Below are 16,814 nucleotides of genomic sequence, written 5' to 3' on the forward strand. Positions count from 1 at the left end.
GGCCCCCTGTGGATGGGCACCTTACCAGAATTGGCTGGTGTGTCATGTTACGGATGCATGCCGCGGAACTCAGTTGCATTGTCCGACCTCATGCCTTCGCTTTTGGTCCCGGTCGTAGAGTGAATTGCAAGGAACAACGCCTTCTAGCACTCCCCGGAAGAATGGTTTTGGTCCGAACGTGAGGCACGGAGCGAACCTTTGTTACATCTGCCGTCCCGTACTCTTCAGCTCCGTGCGGAGGTTCCTTCGTTGGCTCGCGCGGATGAGATCGCCTGTATGCGTTCGGGCGGGACGGATATCTCTCCGAAAGGGCCAAGGAACGGGGATCGGGACACGATTGAGAAGTTGGGCACGCGCCATCGGGAACGATCGTGCAACACACGCTCCCTTCTTAAAAGCGTATCGGTTGTCCATCCCAGGCAAAGAACTGACCAGTGTGCGCGGCCGTCAGGGCATCTGTGACAGCAAGCAGGCGCTTGGCCGAATACAGCGGGGAGAACACCTGGTCGACCGCGAGCCCGGCTTGGAAGGGATGGCTCAGAGCTGTATCGACCGTTCCAGGGTGGAGAGCGACACAGACGGCGTCCCGCGTCTGGCGGCCGAGTTCAATCGCAAAGGTTCGCACCAGCTGGTTCAGGGCCGCCTTCGACGCCCGGTAGCCGTACCAGCCGCCAAGCCGGTTGTCTTCGATGCTGCCGACACGCGCCGAGAGGACAGCAAAGACGCTCTTGCCGACTTTCGGCAGGAGCGGGAGCATATGCTTTCCGATGAGGGCAGGGCCGATCGCATTGATTCGGAAGCTGCGGAGGAGCTGCTCTGGATCGAGGGCCCGATAGGTTTTCTCGGGCTGGAGGGTGGCATCGTGAAGCAGGCCTGTTGCCACCAGGATGAAGCGCAGCGGAGCGCCTTCGACGAGTCGCTCGGCTGCGGCGGCAATGCTCGCCTCATTGTCGATGTCGATCCGTCCCGCCCGCACTCCAGCCAGGCTTCGGCCAGCGCCCGATCGGGACAGCGCATGAACGGTTTCGAACCCGTCTGACGCAAGAAGATCTGTGACGGCCGATCCGATGCCGCCGGACGCGCCGATCACGAGCGCTCGAGCCGGCCGCTCGAGACTGGGCAAATGCAAGGATCCTGAAGGTGGACGCATGAGAGTCACCAATTTACTGCGCCCGCGATTTAGGCTTGGATGATCTGCATCCTGATCGCGTACCGGACCAGGTCAGGCAGCGAATTGAGTTCCAGCTTCCGCATCGCAGCTGTCCGGTGGGTCTCCACCGTCTTGACGCTGAGATCCAGAAGACGCGCAATCTGCTTGTTGCTCTTGCCTTCAGCTAGAAGCTGGACGATCTCGCGTTCGCGTGAGGTCAGCCGCTCGGTCGTGGGATGAGCCGGTATCGCCGGTCCGCCTTTGAGAAAGCCGTCCAGAACAACCTCCGACACACGCCCGATAAAGAAAGGTTTTTTTTGCGACAGGCTTTCCACAGCCGGGATCAACTGCCGGACCGCATCGGATTTGAGCAGGTAACCTCGGGCCCCAGCCTCTAGCACCTCGCGGATCAACTCCTCACTCTCGTGCATCGTGAAGATCAAAACCTCGGTGTTCGGCAGGCTCTGGCGAATACGGCGGGTCGCTTCCAGGCCATTGAGCTCTGGCATGGACAGATCGATCACCGCGACATGGGGTCGATGCTGAAAGGCGAGGTCGACCGCCTCTCGCCCATTGGACGCCTCGGCGCAGACCTGCCATGTCATGTGCTGCTCCAGGAGATCCTTGAGCCCGCGCCGGACGATGTCATGGTCGTCAGCAAGAAGAATGCGCAGCATGGCACGTCCTCAGAGCCCATTAGTATGCAGTCTGGGTCGTTCGTTTGGTGGGCAATCATCCGGACTGATTGATTGAATGGGCAGGCTGGCGCTCACCCGGGTCCCCGAGGGGCCTGACTTGATCTCCAACTGACCGCCGAGTTGCTCCAGACGCAAGCGCATTCCCGAGATTCCGATGCCGATCAACCGGGTCTCCTCTCCATTCGCATGCGCGGGAGCTTTGAGCCCGATGCCGGCATCAACAATGTCGAGCCGAACGTTGTCGTCTGTTTGGTAGAGCGCGAGCCGCGCCCTCTTACTGCCGGAGTGCCGGTGGACGTTGGAGAGTGCTTCCTGGGCGACCCGAAACAGGGCGGTGGCGACAGGCTGTGAGGAAGGGGCGGCTCCATCATCGATGCTGATATCGACTTGGACGCCGCTCCGCTCGGAGAACCCTCTCGCGAGCCAGCTCAAGGCAGCCACGAGCCCGACGTCATCGAGGAGCGGAGGGTGGAGCAGGTAGGACAACGTGCGAACCTCCTGAAGACTCTGTTCCGCCAGGTCGAACGTCTCCTCAAGAATGCGATGGACGGGCTCCTCCACGTGGTCGAGTTGTCCACGCAGGCGGGAGGTATTCAATGTGATGGCAAGAAGGTTCTGGGCCGTTGTATCGTGCAGTTCACGCGCGATGGCTCGCCGTTCCTCGTCCTGCAGATGCATGAGGCGACCGCTCAACCGGGCCAGTTCCTGCTGCGTGCGTTTGACCTCGGTGATGTCCTCATGCGCGATCACGATCCGGCGTGTTGGCGCCTGATCCGGTCGCGTCACGCGGACCTGGAACCAACGTGGTCCCTCGGGACTGCGGCAAGGATACTCCATACGGAACTCGGCGCGGACGCCTGCCATGATCTCCCGTAGGGCCTGCGCAGTCCTCGCAGCCTCCTTTGACAGGGGTGCGGCCGTCTCACAGACGGCGAGGTAGTTCATTCCAACCCCATGGTTCTCGTCGGCATAGCCGGAGGCGTGGGCAAAAGTTCGCCAAGCCTGATTGACCGCAATGATGGTGCCCACCTCATCCAGCACGGCGATATGGGCCGACAGGGCATCCAGCGTCGAGCGCAGCAGGGTCTCTGCCTCCACACCGGGCGCGATCAAGGTCGGCAGTCGGCGAGCGCGCCTCGTCCGAGGCTTGGTCCGCCGCGCCGCGCGGGGAGATTGGGGAACTGTCGATGGGATCGGGCTTGGTTTGGGATTATCCATATTGGCCTCAACCTTGGCTGCAGGTCGACGAAGAGGAACGATCTTCAATGCTTGCGGTCTTTTCCCGGCAGTACAAGGGAAAGCGCTCCGCCTACGGAGATTTTCCGGGTCTCCTCAGGAAACTCCCGATGAACAATGGGCACGCTCCCCCTCATACCAATCCTAGCTGGTGCTGGTGAACGCCAAGGGCACAGCCACTAGGACAGGGAGAAAGCAATGACTGCAACATATCGAGCCTATGCCGTAATTGCCATGCTTGCGACGGCGTCTCCGGCTGCTGCGGCGGATATCGTCGAAACTGCGGTGACCAACGGCAACTTCAAGACCCTCACGGCCGCGCTGCAAGCCGCTGGCCTCGTCGATACGCTCAAGGGGCAGGGGCCGTACACCGTGTTTGCCCCCACGGACGAGGCCTTCAAGAAGCTCCCAGCCGGAACGGTTGAGAACCTCCTGAAGCCCGAGAACAAGGCTCAGCTGCAGAAGGTACTGACCTATCACGTCGTGGCTGGGAACGTGAAATCCGGTGATCTCAAGGGCAAGACGACCAGTGCCCAGACCGTGGAGGGTACAGCCGTGCGGATCGATGCCAGCGGCAATGCCGTCAAGGTCAATGAGGCGGTTGTGACTCAGGCTGACGTGAACGCGTCGAACGGCGTCATTCATGTGATTGACAGCGTAATCATGCCGAGGTCGTAAGACCTGCCGAACGCTCGGATGGTGGAGCACCACCATCCGCCTTCTCGCGGCACAGGATCACCTAGTCGTGATCGAGTGGCGCAACGACCGCGTGCGCCACTCGTGCGGTAGAACGCGCAGTACAGCGACACTCTAGGGTCGCTTGCCTTTGGCAACTGCATCCCTTTGCTCGAGGATTTCAGCGATGTTTTACCATTACGACCTTGGGCTGGACCCTTGGGCTTTCGGGTCCTTCGGGAATGACAGAGTAACCATCGACGAGGACGGCAGCGTCGTATTCACAGGCTTTGGTCGTGACACCGTTCGGGTGCGCGCCGACGAGGTCACGGTCGATCTCGGCTTCGGCAGAGACGTCGTCCGGACCTATGGCGACGACATTGTCGTGAATGGCCGCTTCGGCCGTGACCGCCTTTTGGGCGGAGATGGGGCCGACTCCCTGTGGGGGAACTTCCGCGAGGATGTGATCCGCACCGGCAAGGGTGCGGACTACGCGCTCGGCAATCAGGGCAATGACCTGACCGATACCGGGGAGAGTCTCGGCATCCACTTCGGTGGCGCCGGGAACGACACCTTCTTCATTGGCCAGGAGATCGTCGGAAATGGTGCGCGGGATACCGTGATCGCGCTCGACTTCGGGAATGGTCGCGACAGGCTAGACATTGCACCGGAAATCCTCGCCAATGTTGCACGGGTCGAGGAGGGCAAGGTCGACCTTGTGCCTGTGCTCGCCGCCTTCGAGGCAGAAGGGCTCGGTGTTCCCGAGGTCGGGCAGCGTCTATCCCAGACTTTCCTGGGCGATCTTGCGTTCCGCGAGGTCGCGCGGTTCCTCGAGCAGTTTCCGCCGAACGAGCAGGGACTTACGGCGCTCGACCCGTTCGTTTTGTTTGCAGACTACTAACTCTGACTTTAAGCCCAGAATGGGGCGGCTCGGCAGCGGCGCGATGTGTCACCTGCCCCGCGGCTGACCCGACGGGTGATCGGCATCGACCGATTGCTCAACCGATTTCAGCACGGTGGGTGTATCAAACTCGCCAGGATGTAAGCCTTATCTGTCACGTGGCGATGTGAACGAGGATGCCTTGCTGCCTGCCGCGCAAGTGAACTTGGCGGGAGGATTGGAATCTCTTCAGCCATCCCAGATCTGCTGCGGCGCGTATGCAATCCTCCGACGCGATGATCGAGCCGCCAATGTCGCGCGTCACCTCCTCGAGCCTGCTGGCTACGTTCACGACGTCTCCCACGACGGTAAACTCGATGCGTTCCCTGCCGCCGAGATTGCCTACCGTCACCGGACCGCAATGGACTCCGACCGAGACACGCAGCGGATCCGCGCCGCGCCCGGACCTTTTTCGGCTCCAGCGCTCGATCTCCTGCTGGAGTTCGAAGGCGCACGCGAGCGCGCGGGCTGGCGCGTCCGGTTGCAGGCCGATGGAGCCGAAGGTCGCCATGAAGCCATCGCCGAGGTACTTGTCGAGCGTCCCGCCATGCTTGAACACGATGGCGCTACTCCGCTCCTGGAAACTGCGCAGCAGGGCAAACGTACGCTCGGGCGAGAGGGTCTCAGTAAGCCTGGTGAAGCCGACGATGTCTGCAAACAGGACGGCCACCGTCCGTGTCGCCGGCTCTCCGAACGCGGTCCCGCCACGGCTGGCGAGAGCTTCGGCCACGTCCGGAGAGACGTAGCGAGCGAGATCCGCGCGCACGACCTCGGCCTCGACCTGGTTCAACAGTGTCCTTCGGCTGCGCCAGACGGCAAGGGTGATGAGCAGGGTGAACAGGGAGGTCGCAACAAGCTGGGTGTACCAGGCCGTCAGACCGACAAAGGTCGGCCTGAAGGAGAGATCCAGGACCGCGACTGACGTGAGCGCGCCCTCCGTAGCCGCATCGTTGAACCGTAGAGTGTCCGGCAGGGAGTAGATCATGAAGACGCCAATCGACCAGATGACGAGGATCGATACACCCGTCCAGAGCACCCTTCTCGGGGAGTAGGTGAGAGCAGCCTCGCCGAGGAGAAGGAGAACGTAGAGGAATTCCTGCCCACGGAGGCGGGTCTGGATCGGCCACTCGCCGCCGAGACTGGCCGGCGGCGGGACAACGATCGCGGCGGTCACCAAGGCCACATCGAGGATGATAAAGCCGAGCTTGAGTGCCTCGCCATGACGATGGTGCCGCAGGCGGTACGGAACGTAGCCCAGGAAGAAGAACCCGAAGGCGTAGGCTCCGTAGTAGAGATCGCGTGGCCACGGTACGAGCCAGATCAGCCAGACCGAAACAACGATGATCGCGGTCAGGCGAGCGTAGAAGGCGAACTGGAGGCCTTCGAGCTCTGCCTGACGGATGCTCGCCTGAAGACGAACTTGTGAGTTCCTGAGGGACCAAAGCGATTGAAGCCCCTCCAAGGTCCTGGACGCAAAGCCGATACTCCGGGCTGCCAAATCAGACATATGCTCGCTCTGAGGATCCAGGAAGCTCTGGATCTAAACCTTGTAGCATTCCGACAAGGGCTTTGCACGGTGCGAGCGGAAACGGCAATGGGAAGGCTCGAGGCCAGAATCTGGAATCCTCATCGAACCGGATATTCTAAAGACGCGGGGAGCTCAGTTCTTATGGAATGCGCTCGATTCGCAACGGAAACTTGCCTGGCACCGATGCCGCCGCCTGACACGATGAAGGTCTTGAAGCCATTCGACCGCAGGTGTCTGAGAAGCGCGATCTGAGGCAGCTAGGCGAGGTCGGTAGAGAGGCGATCCTTCGTCGAGTGGCGTGCCTTCGCAAGCCAGTCCCTGACAGCCTTGTCGAATTCGACCGTGATGATTCCCGAGTGGGTCACGGTCATGATCTCCAGCAGATCTTTCTCGCCCGCGGTCAGGAGAGCCCGTAGGTCCCCGGCGATGATGCTTCGACCGGCACGAAGTCGGACCCGCGCCCCTGGGTCGCCCGCTCTACGAAGTCGATGATGGCCTGTTTGGCGGCCCCGCCGTTCCAGGATGGAAGCGGGTCGGGCACGGGAACTTGCGACTGGGGCTTCGTCAGCGGCAGCCAGAAGGCAATCAGGCCCATTGCGAACAGGGAGAGAACTTGCCGACGATTCATCCTAGGCTCCTCCCGATTCCTTCGCCCGCTCTGCGGTCCGTTCGTGTTGGAGTTCACGGATCTCGGTCAGGTCACGTTCCAGGAAGTAGTTGAGAAAGGTGCGGATCACCGCGATGGCGCCGAGACGGCCAACCGCTTCCCAGTCGTTTGTGATCGATGTCTCGATGATGTCCGCCCCGAGCTGAAAGGTCAGCCCGGCGACCAGCACGCGGGCGTAGCGCAGCCAGATCTCCCGCCTCTGGATGTTCGTGGCGCTTCCCGCAAACATCATGCGCAGACCGGAGACAAAGGCTTCGATGGTGCCGAACAAGACGATAGCGAGGGCCATCGCATCGATCACCGCGACTGCGTATTCCGTGATGGCGATCAGCCATTCCCTCATCGTCACCTCCGTCTGTGATTAAGAAGGGGGTGGCCCATCCGGAAAGACGGTCTTCCAGGATCGCTTCATCCCAACCACGGTAATCCCGTACTCCGCGGCCTTATCCAGCGCTTCGACCAGAGGGCTCAGCCTGAACTCGCGGTCGTAGGCGAACTCCCGCTCTTCATCGTCATGGTGCAGCAGCAGGGCGAGACGCTGTCCATTGCCGGCGAGCGTGTAGCGCAGCATCGCGAGATCCCCATCGGAATTGCCGAAGGCCAGGATCGGGCGCCGGCCGATGTGCAGGGCGATGTTGGCCGGCTTCACCTCGCGGTCGTCGAAACTGTTGAGTTCCGACAGTCGCACCAGGTCGGCGCGCCCTCCGCTGCCTTCGAAGCGGAGCCGAACGCTCGACCCGATGACCTGCTCGGGCGGGACACCATAATTATCCTCGGCGAAGGCCCGGATTAACTCGATGCCACCGCCCGAGACGATGAAAATCTTGAAGCCGTTTGCCCGCAGATAGGACAGGAGCTCGATCTGAGGTCGGTAGACGCATTGGGTGAAAGGAACCCCGAGTTTCGGATGCCGGGCCGTCATCAACCAGTTTCGAGCGATGGTCGCGAACTCGTCGGCCGTCATCCCGGAATGAGTCGCGAAGGCCACCTCGAACGCAGCCTGCTTGCCAAGGGAATGAATGGCGGCAATGTCCCGCTCAAGGAAGGCCTTGTAGGGCTGCCGCTCGCGCAGGGTTGGATCCTTCCTCGCAAGCTCTTCCAGCCGGTCGAAGGCGAAAAAGAACTGGCTCTGAAGCGGCTGCTCGCACCAGAGAGTTCCGTCATTGTCGAAGGTCGCTATACGTTCAGAGGGCGGCACATAATCCGGTCCACCCTCCACTGTCACGCGTGCGACAAAGTCGAGAATGGCGGACCTCGCTGGGCCCTCGTTCCAGGATGGAAGCGGTTGATCCGCCATGCTCAGACCTCGCTGATGCTGTGGCCGGGCGGCGGTCCTGCCGCTCGGCCAGGTTCATTCAGTCGCCGCTCGCAGACTCCGACATCTTCGCCAAGGCATCATCGATGGTGAAAGTGTTCGGCTTCTGAACCGCCGGAAACTCCTTGAAGGTCTCGGCGAACTTCGCCGCAGCCGCCTGGGCTGCATAAACGAAGTAGGCGTTGTGCAGCATCCAGTCGTAGTAGGTGTTCGAGGTGACCGGAGCGAACTCGTAGGGATCGGTGCGGAGATTGAAGATCTTGGGCAGCCGCAGCCGGACAAACGGCTCTGCCCACACACCCAATGTTCCCTGCATGCGCTGTTCCATGAAAACGAGCTTCCAGTTGTCATAGCGCAGAGCGAGCATGTCGCCGTCATCGCTGAAGTAGAAGTAGAAGTTGCGCGGGCTCTCCTTTGCCTCTCCCGTGAGGAACGGCAGCAGATTGAAGCCGTCGATATGGTTCCTGTAGGTCCGCCCTATGGCCTCGTATCCGGCCTTAAGCTTGTCGACCACGTCGGATGCACCGGCCATGGCCAGGAACGTCGGCAACCAGTCGTGATGCTGCACGATGCCGTTGCTGATCGAACCCGGCTCGACACGTCCCGGCCAGCGCACGAGCATCGGCACGCGGAATGCACCTTCCCAGTTGGTGTTCTTTTCGCTGCGAAACGGCGTCGTGCCGCCGTCCGGCCATGTGTTCCGGTGCGGGCCGTTGTCTGTCGAGTACTGCACGAAGGTGTCGTCGGCGATCCCGAGCTCGTCGAGGTAGTCAAGGACCTCACCCACGAGCTTGTCATGGTCGACCATTGTGTCGTGATAGTCCGACTGCCAGCGCCCGGCCTGGCCCTTGCTCTCTGGCTTGGGATGGGTGAACAGGTGCATGTGCGTGGTGTTGAGCCAGACGAACCAAGGCTTTCCTGCATCGCTCTGGCGTTTCATGAAGTCCTTGGCTGCGGCCACGAACTCATCGTCGCAGGTCTCCATGCGCTTCTTCGTCAGGGGACCGGTGTCCTCGATCCTCTGCTTGCCGACCTTGCCCCAGCGTGGCATCTCGGTTGCATCGTCCTCGTTCGTTGCCCAGGAATGGATGACGCCGCGCGGGCCGAAGTTCTTGCGGAAGTTCGGAAAGTCATTCTCCGATGGGTAGTCCTCCATCTCCGGCTCCTCCTCGGCATTGAGGTGGTAGAGATTGCCGAAGAATTCGTCGAAGCCGTGGTTGGTCGGCAGCATGTGGTTGAGGTCGCCGAGGTGGTTCTTGCCGAACTGGCCCGTGGCGTAGCCCTGTTCCTTGAGCAGGGCCGCAATGGTAACGATCTTCTCGTTCATGCCGATGGGCGCGGCCGGGATACCGACCTTTGACAGGCCGGTACGGTAGACGCTCTGTCCGGTGATGAAAGCTGACCGGCCGGCCGTGCATGACTGTTCCCCGTAAGAGTCGGTGAACATCATCCCTTCCTTGGCAAGACGGTCGATATTGGGCGTCCTGTATCCCATCAGCCCATGCGAGTAGCAACTCAGGTTCGAGATGCCGATGTCGTCCCCCCATATGACGAGGATGTTCGGCTTGCCGTTCTGCTTCTTCGGTTGCTGCGCCATGTCTGGCTCCCTGAATGTGAAGGTGATTGGATCAGTCGGGCTGGCACCTCCTCAACCGAATGGCCCGACCTGGAAAAGCATGCTGATGACGGCGGCCACGCCTATGATGAGCAGAACGATGGCGGTGATTAGCGTCAGAGAAACAGGAAAGTGGCTCTCGCCGTGAATAAGGCCATACTCGGTCATCACCTTGCGTTCTTGGCGGAGACCGACCATGAACTGCACATGATAGACGATGCCAGTGACGAGCATCGCAATGCCGAGAAGCACGAGTGCAACCCCGAAGTTGCGAGGAGCGGCGGCATGCGCAATCGTTCCCGCCTCTCGAAGTTTCTCGAAGACCTGATAGATCGTGAAGCCGAAGCTGATCAGCGACAGCGAGGTGCGGATCACGGACATGAGGGTTCGATCGGCGCTCATGCGCGTGCGTTGAAATGACATGCCGGTCCGTCGCGAGGACAGCTCGACGGAGATCTTGTCGGGGTCGGACTTTGCTGTGACGGACTTCATCTCGTCTGGTCTCCCGATGGCACCGGGCGGTGCTGGCTGAGGCACCGCCCGGCAGTTGAGTCGAGTGCATTCAGTCGACGGCAAGGGCCGCGGCGGCCAGCTTCTCAAGATCGAGGTATTGTGCCGCCTCGACCGTGACGGCGACGAAGAGGATCGTCCCGCCCGTGAAGGCTCCCGGCGCCGTGTACGCTTCGCTGACGGCGTCGCCGCTGTCGCGCCCGATGCACAGGCCGTCGCCGCTCAGCGTGAACTTGCCGAGCTGCGTGCGCATCCCGCCCTGTGCGACGATGTTCTCGTTCACGTAAAGGGTCGCCTTGCCGAGCGACTCACCGTGCGGGCCGGCTTTCTCCCGGATGAACTCCATGCCCAGCGTGTACTTCCCGGGCTTGAGCTCGCCCGAGACGAGCTTTTGCTCCGGCTTGATGCCGAGGAAGTTGTAGACGTAGTGCAGCTTGCGGTCCTTGATGAAGAGCGCATGGCCGCCGAACCGTGACCCGTGGGCGAAGATCACGCCTGAGCAGTCGGGGTCGGTGATCTCGACATCGGCCAGGATCTTGTAAGAGCGCCCGCGCACGTTGACCGCGACGCCCTCGGGCACAGGTGACGTGCCGGGATAGTAGATGTACCGCTCGCGCGGCGCCTCCTCGGCAGGTCGCTCCACGCCCAGGATCTCCGCCGGACTCCTGTCTTCCAGCGGCAGGACGAAGTTCTTGTCGGCTTCGTTGTGCCAGACCTTAATCAGCGCCTGGAGCCTGTCCGGATGCTGCTGGGCAAGGTCCGTCGACTCGGAGCGGTCAACGTCGACGTGGTAGAGCTGCCACTGATCCTGCTCGTACCGCCCCTTGCCGGCGAACGGAGCATGCAGCGAAGATGCCTTCCAGCCATCCTCCCAGATGCCTCGCGTGCCGAACATGGCGTAGTATTGCCGCTCCTTCCTCGTCTTGCCGTCCGGTTCGGCGTCGAACGTATATCGCATTGAGACGCCGGACAGGGGGTACTGCTCGACGCCCCGGTAGACCTTGGGCATCTCCAGCCCGCAGACGTCGAGGATTGTCGGTACGATGTCGGTCGAGTGGTGATACTGGTTGCGTACCTCGCCCCGGGCCTTGATTCCCTTCGGCCAGGAGATCACCAGCGGGCAGCAGGTGCCGCCGGAATATTCCGAATAGCGCTTGAACATTTGGAACGGAGTCGAGAATGCCACCGCCCAGCCGGTCGGGAAGTGACCGTAGGTTTCCGGGCTGCCGAGGACGTCGAGATACTTCATGTTCTCAGCGAGCTCGTCCGGATAGTTGTTGAAGAACTTGTTCTCGTTCACCGAGCCGTTCGGGCTGCCCTCTCCCGAGGTGCCGTTGTCAGCGCAGTAGAGCACCAGCGTATTGTCGAGTTGGCCGCTCTGTTCAAGGTAGTCGATGATGCGGCCGACCTGAGCGTCGGTGTACTCGGAGAAGCCGGCGAAAACCTCGGCCATGCGGGAGAACAGCCGCTTCTCGTCCGCGTTCAGCGTGTCCCAGGGACGGACTCCATCGGCCGGGTCAGCCACGCCCTCCGGCAGCGGGTTGATCGGGGTGAGCTTGGTGTCCTTCGGCAGCAGGCCCTTTTCGATCATGCGGGGCAGCACCCATTCGCGGTACGCTTCGTATCCTGAATCGAACTTGCCCTTATACTTCTCGATGTATTCCTTGGGCGCATGATGCGGGGCATGGTTCGCGCCCGGGCAGAACCACATGTACCAGGGCTTCGAGGGGCTGCTGGCCTTCTGGTCGCGGATCATCTGGAGGGCCTGATCGGCCAGGTCCTTCGACAGGTGGTAGCCTTCTTCAGGCATATAGGGCTGGTCGATGAACCTGTTGTCCTCGGCGAGATCGGGGAACCATTGGTTGGTCTCGCCGCCGAGGAAGCCGTAGTAGCGGTCGAAACCCTTGCTCAGCGGCCATTGCGAGCGGCTGGCTCCCGAGGCGACGTCCTGCTCGGGAACGTTGTGGTTCTTGCCGAGCCAGAAGGTGCTCCAGCCGGCGTCCTGAAGCACCTGCCCGATGGTGGCGCATTCGTCAGGGATGCGGCCGCTCCAACCGGGGAAGCCCTGCGCTGCTTCGGTGATGCAGGAGCAGCCATTGAGATGGTGATTGCGGCCGGTCAGGAAGGTCGAGCGGGTTGGCGAGCACAGCGCCGTCGTATGCCACTGCGAGTACATCAGTCCTCGGTCGGCGAGTCTCTGCAATGTCGGCATGTTGATGCCGCCGCCGAACGGCGACCATGCCGCAAGGCCGGTGTCGTCGTACAAGACGACGAGTACGTTCGGTGATCCCGCCGGTGCCTTGTTTGGCGTAAACGGCTCCCAGTCCGGCGTGGAGTCGCGGACATCGAGCTTCATAACGCCTTTAAACGGCTTCTTGGTCATGATCGTCTCCCTGATTGCATCCGGTTGTCATACGCATCTACGCCTCCGTCCGGGCAGCAGCTCTGAGGGAAGCCCAGGTCACATCGAACGGGACCACCACCGCACGAGGCGGGCGAATGGCCCGCGCAGCAGCACATAGGGAAGAAAGGCGAGCAGGATCGCGATGAGAACCATCTCGCCCGGATAGAATGTTTTCAGTACGGTCGCTTGATAGACGGCGTCCATCGCCAGCCCGAGCAGGATGATCCGCGCAGTGGCGATCAATCCTTCGCCAAGGCGGCCCGAGCTTTCGGTCGGACTCGTCAGCAGCGACCAAAGATAGGGCGAGCGGCCGAGCCGTGCGTCCTTCGCCCCATCGTGGAACGCCGCGATCGCCGCCATGCAAGGCTGGAGGATGAAGCGGAAGGTCATGGGTCCGCCGGGGCGGGAGGCGATGTCGCGCCAGACGCGATCGCTGACATCTGCCGAGAGGCCGTACTGGAAAAGGCCCAGCACCACCAGGATGGAAGCCAGGATGACAACGAGCCGCGCCAGCATCAGCTGCCTTCGTGTGACGGTCTCGGCCATCACGTCGCCCCCTTGTCTCGCGCCACGCACCGGAAACCGATATGGCTGGACGAGGTGTCGACGGGCTGCGCATGCCGTGCTGCCGGGCGGTAGCGGCGGCAGTAATTGGGCGCGCAGAGGTGGGATCCGCCTTTCAGCACCTTGCGCGGAATGCGGATCTCGGGCTGGCAGGGGTCGTAGCTTTCGTCCTCACGGCCGCCGCGCGGGTTTTCGGGGATGCAGCAGGCCTTCGGTGCATCATTGGGGTGCTTGGGCGTGTACCAGTCTCTCGTCCACTCCCAGACATTTCCGACCATGTCGTAGAGTCCATAGCCGTTCGGCGGGAAGGCCGTGACGGGCGAAGTCCGCTCGTAGCCGTCGCTTGCCAGGTTCTGCGCCGGGAAGGCGCCCTGCCATGTATTGGCCATATGCCGGCCGGCCGGTGTGAACTCGTCGCCCCAAGCGAACTCGGCTCCGTCGAGACCACCGCGCGCGGCGAATTCCCATTCGGCCTCCGTCGGCAGGTCCTTGCCGGCCCAGCGCGCATAGGCCGTAGCGTCCTCATAGGCCACATGCACGACGGGGTGGTCGTCGAGACCGGCGATGGATGACCCAGGACCAGCCGGATGGCGCCAGTTGGCCCCGAAGCGGAACTTCCACCACTGGCTCCAGTCCCGCAGGTCGACAGGCCCCTTTGGTGACTTGAACACCAGCGACCCGGCCTTGAGCATGTGGGGGAGGGCGCCTGGATAGTCCTGCGGATCGGGCTTGCGCTCGGCCATGGTCACATGGCCGGTGGCGCGGATGAATTCCCGGAACTGCCGGTTGGTGACCGGCGTCCGGTCGATCCAGAAGCCGTCGACGGTGACCCGGTGAGCCGGAGCCTCCTCGGGATAGTGCCGGTCCGATCCCATCCGGAACGTGCCGCCGGCGATCCAGGTCATGTCCTGATTGGCGGGATCCTGCAGAGACCGGACCGCAGGAGCAGGATCGAAAGCCGTAGAAGTCATTGTTCGAACTCCTCTCCCAAATGCTTCGTTGTCCTTCGATATCCCTATTCGGGATGCCTCAAGGGAGCGGCAGGGCTTCCGGAAACGTCCATGAGCCGTCAAGCACCGCGGGGCGCGGGCGGTAGAGGCGGACCGTGTAGTTCCAGCCCTTCACGATCGGCAGACAGTTCGGGATCTGGCCGTCGCAACCCCCGAACTGGACGGCGATTGCGCCATCGCCATCCTTCTTTGCGGTCAGGTCGTTGATCGAGTAGGCCTTCTGCGGATTGAGCTGGAAGTACCCGTCCGCGTTGTAGACGCTGATCGACCAGAAGGCGTCGACTGGAACATCCTTCACGTTCAGCTTGTAGACTGTCGTGCCGTCGTTCCTGGCGGGCGTGACGTTGAGATAGGTCGCGTCCTTGTCGGGATTTCCGCCCCACGCTGCCGCCGTGCCGATCAGGTGCCGGACCGGGTCCACCTGATCCTTGCTGCCGAACGCCCGCTTGAAGTCGGGAAGGGTTGAGGCGAGCACCAGCAGAGCGTCGCGCACCTTCTTCTGACTTGCCGGATCCCAAGCCGGCACCTCGAAACGGCCGGAACCTGCCTGACTGAGCCTCGCTGCATCCTGCAGCGCATGGACCTGCTCGATGTCCTTTGGATCTTCAGGAGCCACGAGCGTGCGCAAGGCGATCATCAGATACCGCGTGCCGGCCCGTTCCCTGTCGAAGCTGTAGCTGCCGGGGCGATACACGACGTCGCCGACCACGTAGTGATCCTGGTTGAAGACCTGCATAGACATGAAGCGTCGGCCTGCATCCGGCAGCGTGATCGTCACGGGCCCGGCGTCGAGATCGATCAGCGCCGCGGAGTAGAGCGTGTCGCGGTTTGCCCGCACGACCGTCTGTTGATCGATCCGCATCGGCTCGCGATAATGGTAGAACTTGCCTGTGCCGCCGGCCTGCTTGACCGGGGTGGCGAAGTAGAGGTCGGTCTCCGCACGGGTGAAATTGTCGACCGTGACGGGGATCGTCCCGTTGGCCGGTGCCTCTGCGAGCGCGGGCGACGTTCCGATCGCGAGAGCGAAGCCGAGGATACCGAAAGCGTGGTCGCATCTGGACATGGCATTGCTCCTGCCGCTCATTGGATCGCGACCTTCTCGACGTCCGGCAGCTTCCAGGCCTTGTCGAAGAACTCCTTCTTCGGCGCGTAGGCGCGGAACATCAGCTCGAAGTCGCGGTTCGGATCTGTCGGCACCCAGTTCGTCTCTTTGCCGGCCGGCGCCCTCGGCCCGAAATACACGTCGACAGAGCCGTCGGTATTCTTCCGTACCTCGGCGGCGTTCGATGCCCGACTGCCGCGGTCCATGTTCCTCACCAGCCCGTGGGTCTGCCTGTCGTAGACGGTCACGGACCAGTACTGGTCGACTGGTGCGTTCGGAGGCACGGTCAGCTTGTATGTCTGCGCGCCGTCGAAGGGCTCCCCATTCTTGTCCTTGATCGTGAGAAGGTAGAACTGGCCGGTGCCAAGGCGTTTGATGCCGACATAGCCCAACGTGTAGATCATGCCTCGCGCATCGGTCGGATAGGCGTCCGACTCGGCAAAGTTCGCCGACAGGGCCCTGGCGAGCTCCGGAATGGCGGCAGGACGCCAATAGGTCTGCTCATAGAACGATGGCCATCCCGCCTCATACTTCGCCTCAAGATAAGCCTTCGCCTCCACGGCGGCGGCGTCGAGCATGATGCGCATCTCCGGGCTGGGCTTGAAGGGCTTGCCCTTCTCGATGCCGAGCGCGCGGAGCTGATCGATCATTGCCTTGTCACGGGCGATCCACGGCTCGCTCTGCACCACACGGTTGAGGTGATCGAAGAAGGTGGAGTCGAAGCGAATCGTGGAGTCGAACAGGATATCCTTTGCGTCGGTGAAGACGGTAGGCGGCGGATTGGCCGCTTGCGAAAGCGGATACACCTTGATCCTCCTGCCGTACTCGATGGAGTTGGCCACATCGGCAATGCTCTGGCTTGGAAGATTCACCCGCAGCAGCCCGTAGCCTGAATACGTGTCCGAGCGCAGCGCCACGAACCCTTCAGGTGTGGGGCCCGAATAGCCCGGCGGCAGGACCGCGAACTTGGCGCCTGCACCCTTGTCGACCCCCAGCAGCCCCGCATCTTCGAGCGGCATCTGCCAGGCCGTGACGATGTTCCCGTTGAGCGACCCGCCGTTTGCCGGCGGCACGTCGATGACAATGGGCCCTTCGCGCGTATCGAAAAATGCCATGAAGTAGAGGGTGTCGGGATTGGGCGTGAGCGTCTGGTTGCGCCAATCGGGCGGACGGCCCCAATACACCACTTGGTTCACCTTGCCCGGCGTTTTGGTAAGCATCTCCTGTAGCATCAGGTCGTAGTTGACCGCCGGCATTCCCCAGATTGCCGCCTCGACAGCGCGGCGTTCGACCGCGCGCTGCTCGAGCTCCTGCGGGGAGAAACCCTGGGCAGATGCGGGCGCCGCAAGAGCCAGGAATGTAAGTGTCGCAAGAAGTGCTCTTTTCATCGCGATTTTCAT

General features: G+C 62.0%; 16 protein-coding genes. 2 read left to right on the plus strand and 14 right to left on the minus strand.

The genetic code is table 11. From position 1 onward, the window contains the following. Positions 1-391: 391 nt before the first annotated feature. From HPT29_RS11025 to HPT29_RS11035, 3 genes are read right to left on the minus strand one after another with little or no spacing between them, the layout of a single operon-like run. On the minus strand, positions 392-1,123 hold the full coding sequence (locus HPT29_RS11025; protein ID WP_247654482.1) for an SDR family NAD(P)-dependent oxidoreductase: 732 nt from the start codon (positions 1,121-1,123) through the stop codon (positions 392-394). A 56-nt stretch (positions 1,124-1,179) separates the two neighbouring features. Beyond that, positions 1,180-1,827: a response regulator gene (locus tag HPT29_RS11030; RefSeq protein WP_173947311.1), complete on the minus strand. Its 648-nt coding sequence runs from the start codon at positions 1,825-1,827 to the stop codon at positions 1,180-1,182. Between the two features lie 9 nt (positions 1,828-1,836). Beyond that, positions 1,837-2,961, minus strand: coding sequence for a sensor histidine kinase (locus HPT29_RS11035; RefSeq protein ID WP_173947312.1), 1,125 nt, complete (start codon positions 2,959-2,961; stop codon positions 1,837-1,839). 321 nt (positions 2,962-3,282) lie between these two features. Here HPT29_RS11035 and HPT29_RS11040 point away from each other — a divergent pair, with 321 nt between their 5' ends. Both HPT29_RS11040 and HPT29_RS11045 read left to right on the plus strand, forming a co-directional pair. Then, on the plus strand, positions 3,283-3,762 hold the full coding sequence (locus HPT29_RS11040) for a fasciclin domain-containing protein (protein ID WP_173947313.1): 480 nt from the start codon (positions 3,283-3,285) through the stop codon (positions 3,760-3,762). Between the two features lie 184 nt (positions 3,763-3,946). Further along, on the plus strand, positions 3,947-4,660 hold the full coding sequence (locus tag HPT29_RS11045) for a calcium-binding protein (RefSeq protein WP_173947314.1): 714 nt from the start codon (positions 3,947-3,949) through the stop codon (positions 4,658-4,660). 154 nt (positions 4,661-4,814) lie between these two features. Here HPT29_RS11045 and HPT29_RS11050 read toward each other — a convergent pair whose 3' ends face one another. The 11 genes from HPT29_RS11050 to HPT29_RS11100 form a co-directional block, all read right to left on the minus strand. Further along, on the minus strand, positions 4,815-6,206 hold the full coding sequence (locus HPT29_RS11050) for an adenylate/guanylate cyclase domain-containing protein (protein ID WP_173947315.1): 1,392 nt from the start codon (positions 6,204-6,206) through the stop codon (positions 4,815-4,817). A gap of 421 nt (positions 6,207-6,627) precedes the next feature. Next, positions 6,628-6,855 carry a hypothetical protein gene (locus HPT29_RS11055; RefSeq protein WP_173947316.1) on the minus strand — a complete coding sequence of 76 codons (228 nt, stop codon included), beginning with the start codon at positions 6,853-6,855 and terminating at the stop codon, positions 6,628-6,630. A gap of 1 nt (position 6,856) precedes the next feature. Next, the gene (locus tag HPT29_RS11060; RefSeq protein ID WP_173947317.1) at positions 6,857-7,237 is read right to left on the minus strand and encodes a DUF1622 domain-containing protein; all 381 of its coding nucleotides are present in this window, start codon (positions 7,235-7,237) and stop codon (positions 6,857-6,859) included. A gap of 18 nt (positions 7,238-7,255) precedes the next feature. Then, entirely contained in the window at positions 7,256-8,191 is a 936-nt protein-coding gene (locus tag HPT29_RS11065) for an HAD family hydrolase (protein ID WP_173947318.1), read from the minus strand. Between the two features lie 58 nt (positions 8,192-8,249). Then, positions 8,250-9,806: an arylsulfatase gene (locus HPT29_RS11070; protein ID WP_173947319.1), complete on the minus strand. Its 1,557-nt coding sequence runs from the start codon at positions 9,804-9,806 to the stop codon at positions 8,250-8,252. Positions 9,807-9,857: 51 nt separating this feature from the next. After that, entirely contained in the window at positions 9,858-10,205 is a 348-nt protein-coding gene (locus HPT29_RS11075) for a YidH family protein (protein WP_247654483.1), read from the minus strand. Between the two features lie 181 nt (positions 10,206-10,386). Beyond that, a complete protein-coding gene (locus HPT29_RS11080) occupies positions 10,387-12,717 on the minus strand; it encodes an arylsulfatase (RefSeq protein WP_173947320.1) in 2,331 nt (776 codons plus the stop codon). A 78-nt stretch (positions 12,718-12,795) separates the two neighbouring features. Beyond that, positions 12,796-13,284, minus strand: coding sequence for a hypothetical protein (locus HPT29_RS11085; protein ID WP_173947321.1), 489 nt, complete (start codon positions 13,282-13,284; stop codon positions 12,796-12,798). Further along, complete coding sequence (locus tag HPT29_RS11090; RefSeq protein WP_432807288.1) at positions 13,284-14,273, minus strand: formylglycine-generating enzyme family protein; 990 nt, start codon at positions 14,271-14,273, stop codon at positions 13,284-13,286. Before HPT29_RS11090 ends, HPT29_RS11085 begins: the two co-directional genes overlap by 1 nt. Before the next feature lie 58 nt (positions 14,274-14,331). After that, positions 14,332-15,375 (minus strand): DUF1254 domain-containing protein, encoded by a 1,044-nt coding sequence (locus tag HPT29_RS11095; RefSeq protein WP_173947322.1) that lies wholly within the window; start codon positions 15,373-15,375, stop codon positions 14,332-14,334. Positions 15,376-15,392: 17 nt separating this feature from the next. Then, positions 15,393-16,802, minus strand: coding sequence for a DUF1254 domain-containing protein (locus HPT29_RS11100; RefSeq protein ID WP_173947323.1), 1,410 nt, complete (start codon positions 16,800-16,802; stop codon positions 15,393-15,395). Positions 16,803-16,814 lie beyond the last annotated feature (12 nt).

This window comes from Microvirga terrae (assembly GCF_013307435.2).
Classification (GTDB): Bacteria; Pseudomonadota; Alphaproteobacteria; order Rhizobiales; family Beijerinckiaceae; genus Microvirga; species Microvirga terrae.